The organism is Pseudonocardia sp. Ae717_Ps2, from assembly GCF_001932475.1.
Lineage (GTDB): Bacteria > Actinomycetota > Actinomycetes > Mycobacteriales > Pseudonocardiaceae > Pseudonocardia.
The window spans coordinates 3391072-3405982 of sequence record NZ_MCIS01000001.1 but is presented as its reverse complement, the minus strand read 5'-3'; the positions used below and the strand labels follow the sequence as shown (position 1 = coordinate 3405982).

Genomic DNA, 14911 nt, shown 5'->3' with positions numbered 1-14911 from the left:
TCGCGGCGGTGACCACCTCCGACCTGTCCGACGCCGCCGTCGTCGAGATCTCCGCACGCCATCGTCGTGCGTTCGCCGACCTGGTGTCCTCGCTCGACGCGACGCAGCTCGCGGCACCGAGCCTGTGCGCCGGGTGGGACGTGCGGACCGTCGCCGGGCACCTGGTGTCCGCGTTGACCACGACGATCCCGTCGTTCCTGGCCCAGGTGCTGTGGGCACGGGGGAACCTGGACCGGGCGGTCGACCGGGCCGCGCGGCGGGAGGCCACCCGCCCGGTCGAGGAGCTGGTCGCGGTCCTGCGCGAGCGGGCCGACAGCTCCGTCGCCCCGCCGGGCATCGGGACGCGGGGCCCGATGACCGACGCGATCGTGCACACCGGCGACGTCGTGGTCCCGCTCGGGCTGCCGTTCGACCCCGACCCCGCCGACGTGTGCGTCGCGCTCGACTTCGTGGTCGGGAGGGTCCCGCCCGGGTTCACCACGAAGCACCGGGTGGCCGGCCTGCGGTTCGTCGCCGACGACGCCAGGTTCGACGCGGGGCAGGGCGCGCAGGTGCGGGGACGAGCGATCGACGTGCTGCTGGCCGTGTGCGGGCGCCCTGCCGTGCTGGACCGGCTGACCGGGGACGGCGTCGCGACCCTCGCCGGACGCCTGACCCGCCGCTGACCTCGGCTGACTGCCCGTTCCTGGTCCCGGCGGCCGGGTCCGGTCGGTGGGTCAGGTGTTCGCGTCGCGGTGCAGCCCCAGCAGGTGGACGTAGGCGGCGGCCGACAGCGGGATCGAGTCCCGTTCGGCCTCGCCGAGCTCACGACGCACCTTCCCCGGGACCCCGGCGACCAGCGACCCGGGCGGCACGACCGTGCCCTGGGTGAGCACCGCCCCCGCGGCGATCAGCGACCCGGCGCCGACGTGCACCCCGTTCATGAGCACCGCGCCCATGCCGATCAGCACGTCGTCGGCCACCGTGCAGCCGTGCACGACCGCGCGGTGGCCGATGGTGACGCCGTCGCCGATGGTCGTGGGGAAGCCGGGGTCGGCGTGCAGGACCGAGCCGTCCTGGACGTTCGTGCGGGCGCCGAGGGTGATCGGGGCGAGGTCGGCCCGGACCACGCAGGTGTACCAGATCCCGGTCTCCGCGCCGACGCTCACCTCGCCGGCCAGCACGGCGCCGGGCGCCACCCAGGCCTGCTCGTGGACCTGCGGGGTGTGGCCGTTCACGGTGATCATGGGGTCAGCCTAGGGCGGTCTCGAAGGCGGCGAGGACGTCGTCGCTGAACAGGACGAACCGGACCTCGGCCACCGCGGTGCCCGCGTCGGCGACCTCCCGGACAGTGGCGACGGCGATCCGGGCGGCGTCGTCGAGCGGCCACCCGTAGACCCCGGCCGAGACGGCGGGGAACGCGACCGTCCGGGCGCCGAGCTCGTCGGCGACCCGCAGCGACTCGCGGTAGGCGCTCGCCAGCAGCGCCGACCGGTCCTCGCGCTTCGCGTACACCGGGCCGACGGTGTGGATCACCCAGCGGGCGGGCAGGTTCCCGGCGGTCGTCGCGACGGCCTGGCCGGTGGGGAGCCCGTCGGGGAGCTCCGTGGCGCGCAGCCGCTCGCACTCGGCCAGGATCGCGGGCCCGCCGCGACGGTGGATGGCGCCGTCGACCCCGCCCCCACCGCGGAGGCCGGAGTTGGCGGCGTTGACGACGGCGTCGACGCGGGCCTCGGTGATGTCCCCGCGCTCGCAGACGATCCTCATGCGCGTGCCTCCTCGCGCAGCCGTCCCAGCAGCGGAATGGCCGCGATCTTGTCCTCGGTCAGGGAGCTCCACACGATGCCGCCCTCGGGGCGCCGGCGCCGGTGCTGCCGGCAGTCGACGACGCGGTCCGGGGTGACGACGAGGTCGACCGGCGCGTCGTGGTCGGCCCACGGGACCACCCCGGCGTCGCGGAGCTGGAGCTCGTGCACGGTGGTGACGACGAGGGTGTCGTCGGAGATCAGCCCGGCCGCGCGGGCCAGCGCGAACTCGAGGTCGGCGAACCCGCCGCCCTTGCCCAGCCGCGTTCCGTCCGCGCCGACCGCCACACAGCCGGTGACCACGATGTCCACCGGCTCCAGCTCGTCGACGGCGACGCGGCGGGCCGACCGGGTGGCATTCTTGATCGACACGGCCCGGCGCGGCGGGTCGGCCAGGTGGTCGGGGTCGAGGAGGAAGAAGGGGTCGTCCTCGGCCAGCCTGGGGACGGCCATGTAGACGGTCTTGCCGTCCTCCAGCGCGTACTGCCGCACCGGGAGCTGTGCGGAGTCCGGGTTGGACTTCACGGTGCGCGCGGCACGCCAGACGTCCAGCTCGCGCAGCCGCCGGGCCGCGGCCTCCGCACCGACGAAGTTCGAGATCCGGTTCCGCGCACCCGGGAACCGGGAAACCTTCTGCTCGGTCAGCGCGGTCCAGACCTCCTCGCGCAGCTCCGCCTTGCGGGCGAGGGTCTCGGGGTCGCCCCCGGCGTCGTGGTCGTGGCGGCGGCTCATGCCCGCGACACTGCCAGGCCGCCGGTCAGTGCTTCCGCAGGGCCTCGATCAGCTCGTCCTTGGTCATGTCCGAGCGGCCCTCGATGCCGACCTTCTGCGCCTGGGCGTAGAGCTCGTCGCGGGTCTGGTTCTCGTAGTCGCCGTGCTCGCCGCCGCGCCGCCCGACGGTGTCGCGCCCCTGCGCCGCCGCGGCGTTCGCGATCCGTGCGGACTTCTCCTTGGAGTTGCCCTCCTCGCGGAGGCGCTCGTGCATCTCCTCGTCCTTGATGCTGTTCGCCATGCACCAGGGGTACCCGACGCCGCCGTCGTCAACCCGTCCGCGGGACGCACCGGCGTGGCTGCCGGGACTTCTGCTAGGAGTGACGCATGAGCCAGGGCAAGTCCGTCCGCATGTTCCTCGCCGACGGCACCCCGGGAGGTCTCCTGACGGCGGAGATCATGAACTGGACGGGGCACGTCCTGGCAGCTCCGAGATCGGAACTCGCGGCGCTGCTGGTGCGCCCGGAGATCGGCCGCACCGGCGTCTACCTGCTGCTCGGCGACGACCCGGACTCACCGGGAGGCACCCTGGTCTACATCGGGGAGACCGACGACGTCGGTGAGCGTCTCAAACGGCACGCCCAGCCGCAGGAGAAGAACGGGAAGGACTTCTGGTCGCGGGCGGTGCTGCTCACGAGCAAGGACATGAACCTCACGAAGGCTCATGTGCGCTACCTGGAGAGCCGACTGATCGAGATCGCCCTCGATGCCAAGCGAGCCAAGCTCGTGAACGGGACGCAGCCTGCCTCGACGGCGATGCTGCCCGAGGCCGACGCCTCCGATATGGAGCAGTTCATCGAGCAGGTGCGCATCGTGCTCCCGGTGCTCGGGATCAACGTCTTCCGATCCCTTCGTCCGGTGCCGGCCCGGTCGACCGATCGTTCCGACGTCAGGACCGATCTCCCGAACGCGCCGCTGTTCCAGCTGCGTACCAAGAAGGACGGCGTGGTGGCGTCTGCGCGCGAGGTGGACGGCGAGTTCACAGTGCTGGCGGGTTCCCGGGCCCGCGCGCAGTGGGGTCCGACCCGCCACGGCTACCAGCAGCTGCACGGTCAGCTCGTCGACGACGGAACGCTGCCGCTGGCAGCCGGCGGCGAATGGCGAGAGTTCGCGCACGACACCGTCTTCGCGAGCCCCAGTGCGGCTGCAGCGGTGGTCCTCGGGCGTCCTGCCAACGGTCGCCAGGACTGGCGTGCCTCCGACTCAGGGATCACCTACGGCGACTGGCAGACCATCGGGGTCGTCACGGAGTAGACCGTGGTCGATCGGTGACGACCCCGAGCAGCTCCGCCAACCTGTCCAGCAGCGGCACCTGCCCCTTCACGATCTTCTCCCTGGCGGTCGCGAGGTCGAACCACGCGGCGCGGTCCAGCTCCGGGAAGCGCAGGGTGCGCCCGGAGCGGGGCGGCCACTCCATCTCGACCCAGCTGCCGTCGTCGGGACGGTCGGCGACGGCGGCGGCGCCGGTGAAGCCGGACCCGTCCAGCGCGAAGGCCGTGACGGTCTTGCGGGACTGGCGGACCGTGCCGAGCGGGACCGGGTCGCCGTCGGGTGGCGGGGCACCGATCTCCTCTGTGAACTCGCGGCGGGCCGCGTCGAGCGGGCTCTCGTCGGGACCGTGCTCGCCCTTGGGCAGTGACCAGGCGTGGTCGTCCTTGCGGGCCCAGAACGGTCCGCCCATGTGGCCGAGCAGTACCTGCGGGCCGTCCGGGCCGGTCCGGTGCAGCAGGAGGCCGGCGCTGGTCACAGGAGTCATCCGGGCATCATCCCGGACGGCCGGGCGGGCCGGAGCACGTGGGACAGCGGGGGGTCGGCCGGGTTGTCGGGGGGCAGCTCCCCGGTCGCGATCCGGCGGAACCCGGCCTTCTCCAGCGCTCGCCACGACGTCCGGTTGCCCGCGGCGACCGGGACGACCACCGCCGTCGCGTCCGGGTAGCGCTCCCAGCCCTCGGTCACGGCCGCGGCGATGATCCGCGGGCCCAGCCCGCGTCCGGTCAGCTCCACCGGGCCGATGAGGTAGTCGATCTCGAGCGCGCCCGGCGGGAGGTCGATCAACCCACGGACCTGTGCGACGTCGTCGGGGTGGTCGGCCCAGCAGGCGCGTTGGACCAGCCCGACCGGGACACCGCCGAGCTCGGCGACGAGGTCCTCGCCCGGTTCCTCCCCGCGCAGCCCCGCCCCGAAGTCGCGTTCGAGGGCCTCGTCGGTGGTCTCGTGGAACCACCACCGGTGCACGTGCGGCGCGGCCAGCCAGCGTTGCAGCAGGGGCAGGTCGGCGCGCACCAGCGGACGCAGGGTGACGGGTGCGTCGAGGAGAGGCCCGTCGGTCGGTGTGGCGGACGGCGGCACAGGGCGGGAGCGTAGCCGCGCCGCGGGAGGTCGCCGAGCGGTTTCCTCCTCCGCCCGGACGAGGACGGGGCGGTGGGCATGTCGTCCTCCCTGCGGATTCGGACAGGACCCCGTCCGGCCTAGGGTCCTGTGCCGAGGGAACGCCATCGGACGAGGGGACGACGATGACGAACGACCACACCGGGCGGGCCGCGCACGGGGGCGGGCCGGTCACCGACGGCGGCACCGACGGCACGGACCGCACGGACGGCACCGGCGGCACCGCCGGCACTGCCGGCACGGACGGCGTGGCGACCGCGGTGCCGGGCGCGCACGCCGGGGAGCGGCTCGCGCCCCCCGCGGACGGAGCGGCCCCCAGCGGGGACGGCGAGGCCCCCGCACGGACACGGTGGTGGCGACGCGACTACAGCCCGGAGGAGATCGAGGCGGGCAAGCAGGCCTGGCGCGACGCGATGCCGTGGGACCACCCGATGTCGCGCGGCGACAAGGTGCTCGTCTTCTCCACCCTCGGCCTGCTCGTATTCATGCTGGCGACGATGCCGCTGCGGCCGTTCCTGCTGGCGTCGCACCCGGTGTGGCTCGCCGCGGTCACCGGCAGCCTCTCCGCGGTCGGCGCGGGCGCGGCGTTCGCCCGGATCGGTGAGGCGGACCTGTGGGCCGTGATCGCCGCCGGCGTGTTCGGGATGATCAAGTTCGACTGGTTGTTCTGGCTGGCCGGGCGCCGGTGGGGCGAGAAGATCGTCGCGTTGTGGGCGCCCGGTGACCTCGCGAAGCGGTTCGTCGGCCGGATCCGCAGCTGGCCGCGCTGGGCGATGCCGATCGCCGTCGTCGCGTCCGCGCTGCCCGGCATCCCCGCCGCGGCGGTGTTCGCCGTCGCCGGCCTGGGGAAGATGCGGCTCTGGACCTTTCTGCTGTTCGACGCGATCGGTGCCGCACTGATCACCGGACTCGTCGCCGGGCTCGGGTTCGGGCTCGGGCAGCACGCCGTCGACGTGGTGCTCGCCATCGACAAGTACGCACTGTGGATCAGCCTGGCACTGGTGGTGCTCGTCTCGGTGCAGGCGGGCCGCAAGCAGAAGCAGCAGGCCCCGCCGGCCGCGTGAGCCGTGCCCGCGCCGGCGTGACCCGGGACCTCAGGTCCCGAGCCGCTGCTGCAGGCCGCTCGCACGCCCGGCCGGGCGGCCGATCGCGGCGCGCACCGCCTCCTCGGTGCCGATGATCCGCACGGCCTCCTTCGCCCGGGTGACGGCGGTGTAGAGCAGCTCACGGGTCATCAGCGGCGAGTCCGCGGGCGGCAGCACGACGGTGATCCGCCGGAACTGGCTGCCCTGGCTGCGGTGCACCGTCATCGCGTGGACGGTGCTGACACCACCGAGCCGGGCCGGCTCGAACGCGACCGAGGAGTTGTCCCGGGCGAACACCGCGCGGCGCCCGGACCCGGTCCGGACCACGACCCCGGTGTCGCCGTTGAACAGCCCGAGGTCGTAGTCGTTCGTGGTGACCAGCAACGGACGCCCCGGGTACCAGGGGGCCTCGGTGGCGAATCCGGGACGCTCGGTCTCGATCCACCGCTCGATCTCCGCGGTCCAGCGGGCCACCCCGTGCGGGCCGCGGCGGTGCGCGCAGAGGACGCGGTGGTCGTCGAGCACCCGCAGCACCCGTGCGGAGTCCCCGGCATCGGCCGCCCCGATCACGTCCACCGCGGCCCGGACCACGTCCTGGCGGAAGGTGTCCAGCCGGGACGGCTCGATCTCGGCCGCGTCGCCGTCGACGAAGGACAGGTCGGCGGCGCCGCGACGCAGCAGGGCGACGGCGGTGTCGGCGTCGTCGTCCTGCACGGCGGCCGCGAAGTCCGCGATCGTGCCACCGAAGCGCCAGTTGCGCTCCAGCCGCACCACCCCGTTGCGCACCGCGACGGGTGGTCCGGGCTCGGCGGGCGCCGGGGTGCCCGCGGTACCGGATGCCGGGACGGGCCGGTCCACGCGGAACGCGCCGCAGGCGGCCAGTGCGTCCTGCAGCGCGGGCTCGGCCCGGCCGCCCGCGGCGGCGAGGTCGCCGAGCACCGCGCCGGCCTCCACCGACGCGAGCTGGTCCGGGTCCCCGACCAGCACCAGCCGGGCGTCGGGGCGGACGGCCTCCAGCAGCCGCGCCATCATCGTCAGCGACACCATCGACGTCTCGTCGACGACCACGACGTCGTGCGGCAGCCGGTTGCCGCGGTGGTGGCGGAACCGGCCCGAGGTGCCCCGCGAGCCCAGCAGCCGGTGCAGCGTCGACGCGGTCGCCCCCGCGACGGCGGCCCGGTCGGTCTCCGGCAGCCGCCCGTGGGCCTCGGCGACGGACTGGGTCAGCCGGGCCGCGGCCTTCCCGGTCGGCGCGGCGAGCGCCACCCGCAGAGCCGGCGCCCCCGGCGGGGCGGTCGCGCGGTGCAGGTCGTGCAGGACGGCGAGCAGCGCCGCGACCGTCGTCGTCTTGCCCGTGCCGGGGCCACCGGCGATCACGGCGACCGGTCGCAGCGCGGCGACCGCGGCGGCGAGGCGCTGCCGTTCGGCGCCGGGGTCGCCGAGCAGGCGGTCCAGCGCCGCGCACAGCCGGTCGGGGTCGACGGCCGCCACCGGTCCGGCGCGCGCGGTGAACTCGCGCCGGACCAGCTCCTCCTCCTGCCAGTAGCGCTCCAGGTAGAGCAGGTCCCCGAGCAGGCGCAGCGGCCGTCCGGCCGGACCGTCCTCGCCGACGGCGACCAGCGGGCTCGCCGCGCACGCTGCGCGCCACACCGCGGGCTCCGGCCAGGGCAGCCCGGAGACGTCGACGGCGACCTCGCCCTCGCCGGCGGTCGTGTCCGCGGCGCTCGCCAGGTCCACGCACACCGAGCCGTTGCGGATCGCGCGGACGGCGAGCGCGGCGGCCAGCACCACGGGTTCGGGTTCGGCGGTGGCCGGATCGGCGGCGGCGGTCGGGTCGCCGCGCCCGCCGAGGGCGGCGAGCCGCCGGGCGACGTGGATGTCTCCCGGTGCGAGGATCTCGGCCTCGTTGAACGCGGCGAGCACCCCCGTCGCGGTGCGGGCGGCCCGCGGGCCGAACGGGTCCCGTTCGGGGGCCGGTGGCACCGTCGGTGCTGCCGTCGCTGCCGGGGTGGAGTGTGCGGTCGTCGTCACGGGGTGCCTCCGTCCAGCAGGTCCGACAGCTCCTCGACCAGGGCGGCGGGTGGCCGCCAGGCGAAGACCCCGCAGGGCGCGGCCAGCGGCCCGGACCCGGTGACCGGGGTGTCCGGCCCGCACATGCCACGCAGGAACAGGTAGCCGACCCCGCCGAGGTGGGTGTCCGGGTCGTAGCCGGGCAGCCGCCACCGCAGGTAGCGGTGCAGTGCGACGGCGTACAGCAGCGCCTGCAGCGGGTAGTGCGCGTCGGCCATCGCCGTGGCCAGCCGGTCGGCGGTGTAGTGCGCCGCGGTCAGCGGGTCGCGGCCGGACGGGCCGGTCGGGCCCAGCCAGTTCGTCTTGTAGTCCACGACGAGGTACCGCTGCCCGGCCCCGTCGCGGATCCGCAGCACCGAGTCGATGCTGCCGGTCAGGTAGCCGCGCAGCGGCTGCCCGGCGAGGTCGGGGGAGTCGAGCAGGTCGGCGTAGCCGTGCAGTGGGTCGTCGGGCCCGAGATGCCTGCGTACCGCGGCGGCCAGCCCGGACAGGGTGAGCCGCCCGGTCGGGGTGTCACCGCCGCACAACGGCAGCTCGAAGTCCAGCTCGGACAGCCGGTCGCCCGGGGCGATGTCGGCCAGCGCGAGCCCGGACGCGATCGGCCCGAGCGGGGTCCGCAGCACCGGGACGAGCGCGTCGGCGAGCTCGTCGGGATCGAGGTCGGCCGGCTGGTGGCGCAGCTCCTCGGTGACGTGCGCGACGACCTCGGCGCGCAGCGCGGTGTCGCCCCCGGCCGCGGTGGTGGTGTCGAGGTGCTCCAGCACGGCGTGCACCAGGGTGCCGAACCCGGTGCCCGAGGGCAGGTCGGCCATGGGGGAGGGGAACGTGGCCGGATCGGCGGCGCCCGTTGCGATGCCCCCGCCGGCACCGGGGAGCGGAGCCGCGTCGGGCTCGTCGACGATGCCCTCGTCCTCGGGCTCGGTCAGCACCCCGGGTGCGGTCGCGACCGGCTCCGGCTCGGCGTCGACGGCCGGGTGCGGGTGGTGCGCGGCGTGCGCCGCCGCGGTCAGCGCGGTGTAGGAGGTGCGCCGCCACGCGGTGTCCAGGGTGCGGGCGAACGTCGCGACGGCCGGCTCGGCGTCCGGCGGGACCGGTGTGCGCTCGACGGGGTCGCGGTCGCTCACGGTCTCCACCGACGCGCCGGCCGGGGCGAGCCGTTCCCGCAGGAACGCCAGCGCGTTCGCGTCCCCGGGGACCTTCGCGGTCGGCTCCGGATCCGTGCCGGGCCCGGCGTGCCCGAACAGCACCCGGTGCAGCGACGACGCCGCCGTCGTGGCCCCGGGGACCCACCAGGCGACGACCTGGCTGCAGGCGCGGGTGAGTGCCACGTACAGCAGGCGGAGGTCCTCGCCGGCCTCCTCGGCCTGGTGCAGCGCGGTGCGCCGGGTGCGGTCCGGGCCGGTGGACCCGCCGACGTCGAGCAGCCGCCGCGGACCGTCGGAGCCGGGCGGGGTGTCGTGGTAGAGCAGCGTCTCGGGCCGGTCGTCGACCCAGCGGTCCCACGCGAAGGGCAGGTACACCACCGGGAACTCGAGCCCCTTCGACCGGTGCACCGTCACGATCTGGACGGCGTCGGCGTCGGACTCCAACCGCCGGCTCCGCTCGGCCGAGGTGTCGCGGGCGGCCTCGCCGATCCGGTGCCGCAGCCACTCGGTGAGGGCCGTCGGGCCCAGGTGTCGTTCCAGCGCCGCGGAGTGCAGCACCTGGCCGACGTGGCGCACGTCGGTGAGGTCGCGCTCGCCGTCGGGGCTGCGCAGCAGGCGTTCGGCGGGGGCGTAGCGGGCGAACACCGCCTCCTGCAGCGCCGCGACCCCGCGCTCGGCGAGGACCTGGTGCCAGGCCCGCAGGTCCGCGCCGAGCTGGTCGACCAGTCCCTCGGCGTCGGGCCCGCACAGGTCGGCGACGGTGTGCCCGACGAACCGGGTCAGCGCGGCGGCGCGCAGCCGCATCGAGCGTTGCGGCTGCTCGACGGCCTCCAGCAGCGTCAGCCACTCCGCGGCGACCGGCGTGGTGAACACGCTGCTGGTGCCGGTGAGCACGGCGGGCACCCCGGCCTCGGCGCAGGCGTCCCGCACCAGCAGGCCCTGGGCGTTGGTCCGTACCAGCACCGCGACCTGGCCGGGGCGCAGCTGGTCCCCCGCGAAGCGGGCGGTGCCGTCGAGCAGCTGCGACAGGTCGACGGCGACGTCGCGGGCCACGACCGCGCGGGCGCCCTTGGCCCGGGCCAGGCCGCGCCCGGTCAGGTCGAGCCGGTCCCGGTCGACCAGCCGCAGCCGCAGCGGGGCGTCGTGCCGGGCGGTCAGCCGCCGCCCGGTGTGGTGGGCCCGGACCGGGTGGACGACGATCCCGGGGTCGCCGAGGGTGGCCTCGCCGAACACCCCGTCCAGCGCGGTGAGCAGCGCGGCGTCGCTGCGGCGGTTCGTCGACAGGGTGCGCTTCGTCGCCGCCGCGTCGGCGGCCCGCAGGTAGCTGTGCACGTCGGCGCCGCGGAAGGCGTAGATCGCCTGCTTCGGGTCGCCGATCAGCACCAGGGTGGTCCCCGGGGCGGAGTGGAAGGCCAGGGAGAGGATCTCCCACTGCAGCGGGTCGGTGTCCTGGAACTCGTCGACGAGCACCACCGAGAACCGCGACCGGAGCCGTTCCCGGGCGGCGGGGCCGCGGACCGGGTCGCGCAGCGCCGTCGCGAGGCGGGTGAGCATGTCGTCGTAGCTGTAGATGCGGGCGCGCCGCTTGCGGGCGTCGACCTCGCGGCGCACCGCGGAGGCGAAGCCGTAGCGGGTGGCGGCCGGGGTGGTCGGGTCGGCGTCGCGGGGCTCCAGCTCGGCCTGCGGGTCGCCGACGGCGCGGCGGGCCAGCGCGAGCGCCGCGGCCCGGTCGAACGCCGGGCGGCCCGCGTTCGGTGCGGCGTACTTGCGCACGTAGAAGTCGTCGACGACCTCGGTGACGACGTCGTCGACGTGGTCGACGAACTCCGCGTCCGGGTCGTTGTCCCCGGCCACGCCCAGCCCCGCCAGCATCTGCATGCAGAACTGGTGGGTGGTGGCGATCGTGGCCGCGTCGAACGACGCCGAGGCCACGGCCAGCCGGGCCCGGCGCCGCTCCAGCTCGGCCGGGTCGGTGGCGGCCAGGTGCGCGACGACCGGGTCGGCGTCGGGAGTCGGCGGGGTGGCGCCGGCGAGCACCGCGGCCAGCGCACGCTCGGTGCCCACCAGCCGCTCCCGGACCCGCTCGCGCAGCTCCTGGGTGGCGTCGCGGCCGAAGGTGACCAGCATCAGCCGGTCCAGGTCGGCGACGCCCTCGGCGACGTAGCGGGTCGCGAGCGCGGCGATCGTGTAGGTCTTGCCCGTCCCCGCGCTCGCCTCCAGCACGACGGTGCCGGTCGGCAGCGGGCCGTCGACGTCGAAGGTCGGTGCCGACAGCAGGCTCGTGGTGCTCACGGCGCGTCCTGCCTCTCGTGGTCGAGCAGCGGTACCCACAACCGGACGGCGAGCTCCCCGAACCGGGTGGGCTCACCGCCGGAGCCGGGCTCGGGACGGACGACCAGGGGGCCGCCCGCACCGCCCCGGACGAAGACGTGCGGGGCCTCGGCGTGCTCGAAGCGCGACCACTCGCTCTCCGCCGCGGCGAACGCGTTGGCGGGCACCACGCCGCGGGCGCGGTTGCGGGCGTAGACGGCGGCGGCGTCGGTCGGCAGCGGCAGCGGCGCCCGCAGCCCCTCGCGGCGCAGCGCGACCAGGTCGGCCAGGGTGCGACGGGCCAGGCCGGGGTCGACCGGGCCGAGCACCGAGCGGGCGGCGCCGCCGGGTCCGCGGCCGACGGTCACCGCCGTCCAGGACCGGCCGGGGTGTGCGGCGGTGAGCGCGAGCAGCTGCACCCAGGCCCGCAGCCGGTGCTTGGCCTTGAGCCGCGAGTACTCGACACGCACCACGACGTCGCCGTGCAGGCCCGGCACCGTCCCGGCGACGGCGCGGCCGTCCTCGGGGGTGCCGGTGAGCTGCGCGACGAGGTCCTGCGAGCCCGCCTCGCCGGTCGCGACCGACGCGGCGACGGCGACCAGCGGCTCGACCTGCCCGCCGACCTCGGTGAGGACCCGGTGGCCGATCCCTCCGGGTGGGAGGTCCCCGCGCAGCGTCTCGGCCCGCGCCACGGCCTGCGGTGCGGCCCCGGCGAGCCGGTCGGTCAGCAGCCGGTCACCGATCTTCCAGGTGGCCAGCCCGTCGAGCTCGACCGGCAGCGCGTCGTCGGGCTCGACGTTCTCCTCCGGCGGCAGCACGCGCACCCGCTGGCGCAGGAACGCCCGCACCGGGTGCTCGACGAACGCGACCAGCTCGTCGAGCTCGACCACCCCGTCCGGCGGGTCCTCCGGCGGGGGCAGCGGGTCCGCGCCGAACAGCGGGTTCACGGTGCGCGGCCCGGCCGCGGCCTCGGCGCCGCGCAGCGCGGCCCGGTCGAAGCTGAACGGCCCGTCGGCCAGCAGCGCGCCGGGGGTGAAGTTGCGCCGGTCGAAGGGCTGCAGCGGGTGCCGGGCCCGCAGCGCCCGTGAGGCGGGGGTGCCGGAGGTGGTCCGCACGCAGGCGTCGATCGCGTCGCACAGCTCCCCGACCGGTACCGACGGCGGTCGGTCGGCCCCGGTGCGCTCGTCGGCGCCGGAGGACACCACGACCAGGTGCCGGGTGGCCGAGCAGATCGCGTCGAGCAGCAGCTGGCGGTCCTCCCCGCGCGGGTCGCGCTCGCCGACGACGGGGTCCCGGGCCAGCACGTCGTCCCCGTCGGGGGCGCCGGCGCGGGGGAACACCCCGTCGTCGCAGCCCAGCAGGCACACCACCTTGTGCGGGACGGCCCGCATCGGGACCAGCGTCGCGACGGTCAGCGTGCCGGTCCGGAAGTTCGCCCGGCTGGGCCGACCGCGCAGCCGCTCGGCGAGCAGACCGCGCACGTCGGGCAGGTCGAGGTCGACGGTGGCGGCCTGCGGCCCCGCGGACGCGACGACGTCGGCCAGCTCCGCGCGCGCCTGCCCGGCCTGCCAGGCGTCGGTCGGGGTGGTGTCGGTCAGCGCCGACAGCCCCTCGACCAGCGCGTCCACCCACGCCGACAGCGGCTGCGGCCCGCGCAGCGCACCGAGCACGGTCGCGAGCCGGTCGACGAACTCGGCGAGCCGCCCGACCAGGTCCACGTCGGAGGAGTCGACCTCGTCCAGCGGCAGCGCGGTGCCCAGCCAGGCCGGGGCGCCCGGTGTCTCGGCCATCGCGACGCCGACGAGCATCCGGTCCAGACCGGCCCGCCAGGTGTTCTGCCCGATCCCCTCGAGCCGGTAGGGCCGGCGGTGCGCGGCGTCGAGCCCCCACCGCACCCCGGCCGCGGTGACCAGCTCGGACAGCCGCTCCAGCGCGTCGTCGTCGAAGCGGAAGCGGCGCCGCACCGGGGCGGAGGCGACCAGGTCGAGCACCTGGGAGGCACTGACCCGGGACCCGGCGAGCTCCAGCAGCGACGACACGGTGCCCAGCAGCGGGTTCGCCTGGCGCAGCGCCCGGTCGGCCAGGCGCACCCGCAGCCGGTGCCCGGGGTGCAGCTCCTCGCGGGACGGGCCCGCGCCGTCCGGGGTGTCCGCGTCCGGGGCGAGACCGAAGGAGGCGGTGATCAGCGGCGCGAACACCTCGATGTCCGGGCACATGACGATGATGTCGCGCGGCTCCAGGTCCGGGTCCGCGGCGAGCAGCCCGAGCAGCACCTCGCGCAGCACCTCCACCTGCCGGTCCGGGCCGTGGCAGGAGTGCAGCGCGACGCTGCGGTCGGCCGGGTCGAGCAGCGGACGGTCCGCGGGGGCGGGCGGCACGGCGTCGTCGCGCAGCGCGGCCTGCAGGCGGCGCAGCAGCGTCGGCGGGCCGGCGTCGGCGGGGGCCGGGTGGTGGGTGTCGGCCACCGTGGGCCCGGCCGGGGGCAGCCGCAGCGCCAGCTCCCGGGTGTCGCGGCCGAGCGAGTGCAGCAGCGGGTGACGGACCGCCTCGGCGCTGGTGTCGGTGGCACGCGACGGCACCCCCGGCGAACGCCCGGCGCGCACCGCCTCCCACATCACCGGCGACGGGTGCGGCAGCCACAGGTGGACCTCCCGGTGCGCCGCGAGGGACTCCAGGACGGCCAGGTGCTCGGCGGCCAGCCGGGTCGGGCCGAACAACGACAGCCGCGGCCCCACCTCCGGTCCCGGGTCGGCGCCCCCGCGCAGCAGGGCCACCGCCTCGTCGAGCCGCTCGGCGGGACCGGGGACCCCGAGCGCCGTGCGCAGGCGCCGCCACAGCTCGGGCTGCCACCGCAGGTCGGCGGGCACCGCGTCCTCCCCGGCGCGCCAGCGGCGCAGCAGCTCGGGGCGGTGGGTGGCGTAGGAGCCGAACAGCCCGGCCAGTGTGCGGGCGAGCGCGTAGCGGCGGCCGTGCCCACCACGCTCCAGGTGTGCGGCCAGGGCGGTGAACCGGTCGTCCCCGGACGTGGCGACGGCGTCGTCGATCAGCTCCAGCAGCGTCCACACCGACCGGCCGGGCGACCACGGGTCGGTCGCCGGGTCCGTGCCGGTGACGTGCGCGACGACCCCGCCGAGCAGCGCGGCCGGGGCCGGGAACCGGACGTTCGCGCAGACCCCGCCGCTGCCCGGCCCCGCACCGAGCCGGTGTGCCAGCCGCTGGGCCAGCCAGCGCTCCACCCCGCGCTCGGGGACCGCGACGGTCTCGGCCGCGAACGGGTCACCCGAGCCGACCGCCAGCACGTCGGCGAGCGCCTCCACGAGGGTGTCGGCGCGTTCGGCCCGATGGATCTCCAGCACGG

At 76.0% G+C, this 14911-nt stretch carries 12 protein-coding genes; 3 read left to right on the top strand and 9 right to left on the bottom strand.

Features of this window, described 5'->3' with window-relative positions:
* Window positions 1-8 precede the first annotated feature (8 nt).
* Window positions 9-665 (top strand): maleylpyruvate isomerase family mycothiol-dependent enzyme, encoded by a 657-nt coding sequence (locus Ae717Ps2_RS15445; RefSeq protein WP_198932191.1) that lies wholly within the window; start codon window positions 9-11, stop codon window positions 663-665.
* Between the two features lie 51 nt (window positions 666-716).
* On the opposite strand, the gene Ae717Ps2_RS15440 is transcribed toward Ae717Ps2_RS15445, so the two are convergent.
* Genes Ae717Ps2_RS15440 through Ae717Ps2_RS15425 form a run of 4 tightly spaced genes read right to left on the bottom strand, consistent with a single transcriptional unit; the run spans window position 717 to window position 2796 of the window.
* On the bottom strand, window positions 717-1226 hold the full coding sequence (locus tag Ae717Ps2_RS15440; protein ID WP_075306893.1) for a gamma carbonic anhydrase family protein: 510 nt from the start codon (window positions 1224-1226) through the stop codon (window positions 717-719).
* Window positions 1227-1230: 4 nt separating this feature from the next.
* On the bottom strand, window positions 1231-1746 hold the full coding sequence (locus tag Ae717Ps2_RS15435) for an O-acetyl-ADP-ribose deacetylase (protein WP_075306891.1): 516 nt from the start codon (window positions 1744-1746) through the stop codon (window positions 1231-1233).
* Window positions 1743-2516, bottom strand: a complete 774-nt coding sequence (locus Ae717Ps2_RS15430; protein WP_083702388.1) for a 5-formyltetrahydrofolate cyclo-ligase — start codon at window positions 2514-2516, stop codon at window positions 1743-1745. The genes Ae717Ps2_RS15435 and Ae717Ps2_RS15430 overlap by 4 nt, the downstream gene beginning before the upstream one ends.
* A 25-nt stretch (window positions 2517-2541) precedes the next feature.
* Window positions 2542-2796: a Rho termination factor N-terminal domain-containing protein gene (locus Ae717Ps2_RS15425; RefSeq protein ID WP_075333540.1), complete on the bottom strand. Its 255-nt coding sequence runs from the start codon at window positions 2794-2796 to the stop codon at window positions 2542-2544.
* A gap of 86 nt (window positions 2797-2882) precedes the next feature.
* On the opposite strand from Ae717Ps2_RS15425, the gene Ae717Ps2_RS15420 reads away from it, so the two are divergent.
* Window positions 2883-3809: a GIY-YIG nuclease family protein gene (locus Ae717Ps2_RS15420; protein ID WP_075306887.1), complete on the top strand. Its 927-nt coding sequence runs from the start codon at window positions 2883-2885 to the stop codon at window positions 3807-3809.
* Here Ae717Ps2_RS15420 and Ae717Ps2_RS15415 read toward each other — a convergent pair.
* Both Ae717Ps2_RS15415 and Ae717Ps2_RS15410 read right to left on the bottom strand, forming a co-directional pair.
* A complete protein-coding gene (locus tag Ae717Ps2_RS15415) occupies window positions 3799-4311 on the bottom strand; it encodes an NUDIX domain-containing protein (protein ID WP_075306885.1) in 513 nt (170 codons plus the stop codon). The two genes, Ae717Ps2_RS15420 and Ae717Ps2_RS15415, sit on opposite strands and share 11 nt — an antisense overlap.
* Window positions 4308-4904: a GNAT family N-acetyltransferase gene (locus Ae717Ps2_RS15410; RefSeq protein WP_075333539.1), complete on the bottom strand. Its 597-nt coding sequence runs from the start codon at window positions 4902-4904 to the stop codon at window positions 4308-4310. The genes Ae717Ps2_RS15415 and Ae717Ps2_RS15410 overlap by 4 nt, the downstream gene beginning before the upstream one ends.
* A 164-nt stretch (window positions 4905-5068) precedes the next feature.
* On the opposite strand from Ae717Ps2_RS15410, the gene Ae717Ps2_RS15405 reads away from it, so the two are divergent.
* Window positions 5069-6007, top strand: coding sequence for a DedA family protein (locus Ae717Ps2_RS15405; protein WP_233147573.1), 939 nt, complete (start codon window positions 5069-5071; stop codon window positions 6005-6007).
* 30 nt (window positions 6008-6037) lie between these two features.
* Here Ae717Ps2_RS15405 and recD read toward each other — a convergent pair whose 3' ends face one another.
* The 3 genes from recD to recC are packed head-to-tail and all read right to left on the bottom strand — an operon-like array spanning window position 6038 to window position 14909.
* The gene (gene recD, locus Ae717Ps2_RS15400) at window positions 6038-8059 is read right to left on the bottom strand and encodes an exodeoxyribonuclease V subunit alpha (protein WP_212567644.1); all 2022 of its coding nucleotides are present in this window, start codon (window positions 8057-8059) and stop codon (window positions 6038-6040) included.
* Window positions 8056-11535, bottom strand: coding sequence for a UvrD-helicase domain-containing protein (locus Ae717Ps2_RS15395; RefSeq protein ID WP_198932190.1), 3480 nt, complete (start codon window positions 11533-11535; stop codon window positions 8056-8058). The genes recD and Ae717Ps2_RS15395 overlap by 4 nt, the downstream gene beginning before the upstream one ends.
* Entirely contained in the window at window positions 11532-14909 is a 3378-nt protein-coding gene (gene recC / locus Ae717Ps2_RS15390) for an exodeoxyribonuclease V subunit gamma (protein ID WP_075311928.1), read from the bottom strand. Before recC ends, Ae717Ps2_RS15395 begins: the two co-directional genes overlap by 4 nt.
* Between the last annotated feature and the right edge of the window lie 2 nt (window positions 14910-14911).

Excerpts from the sequence above, each read along its gene's own strand:
- Ae717Ps2_RS15440 (WP_075306893.1), bottom strand. The coding sequence starts at position 1,226 with ATGATCACCGTGAACGGCCACACCCCGCAGGTCCACGAGCAGGCCTGG.
- Ae717Ps2_RS15435 (WP_075306891.1), bottom strand. The coding sequence starts at position 1,746 with ATGAGGATCGTCTGCGAGCGCGGGGACATCACCGAGGCCCGCGTCGAC.
- Ae717Ps2_RS15430 (WP_083702388.1), bottom strand. The coding sequence starts at position 2,516 with ATGAGCCGCCGCCACGACCACGACGCCGGGGGCGACCCCGAGACCCTC.
- Ae717Ps2_RS15425 (WP_075333540.1), bottom strand. The coding sequence starts at position 2,796 with ATGGCGAACAGCATCAAGGACGAGGAGATGCACGAGCGCCTCCGCGAG.
- Ae717Ps2_RS15420 (WP_075306887.1), top strand. The coding sequence starts at position 2,883 with ATGAGCCAGGGCAAGTCCGTCCGCATGTTCCTCGCCGACGGCACCCCG.
- Ae717Ps2_RS15415 (WP_075306885.1), bottom strand. The coding sequence starts at position 4,311 with ATGACTCCTGTGACCAGCGCCGGCCTCCTGCTGCACCGGACCGGCCCG.
- Ae717Ps2_RS15405 (WP_233147573.1), top strand. The coding sequence starts at position 5,069 with ATGACGAACGACCACACCGGGCGGGCCGCGCACGGGGGCGGGCCGGTC.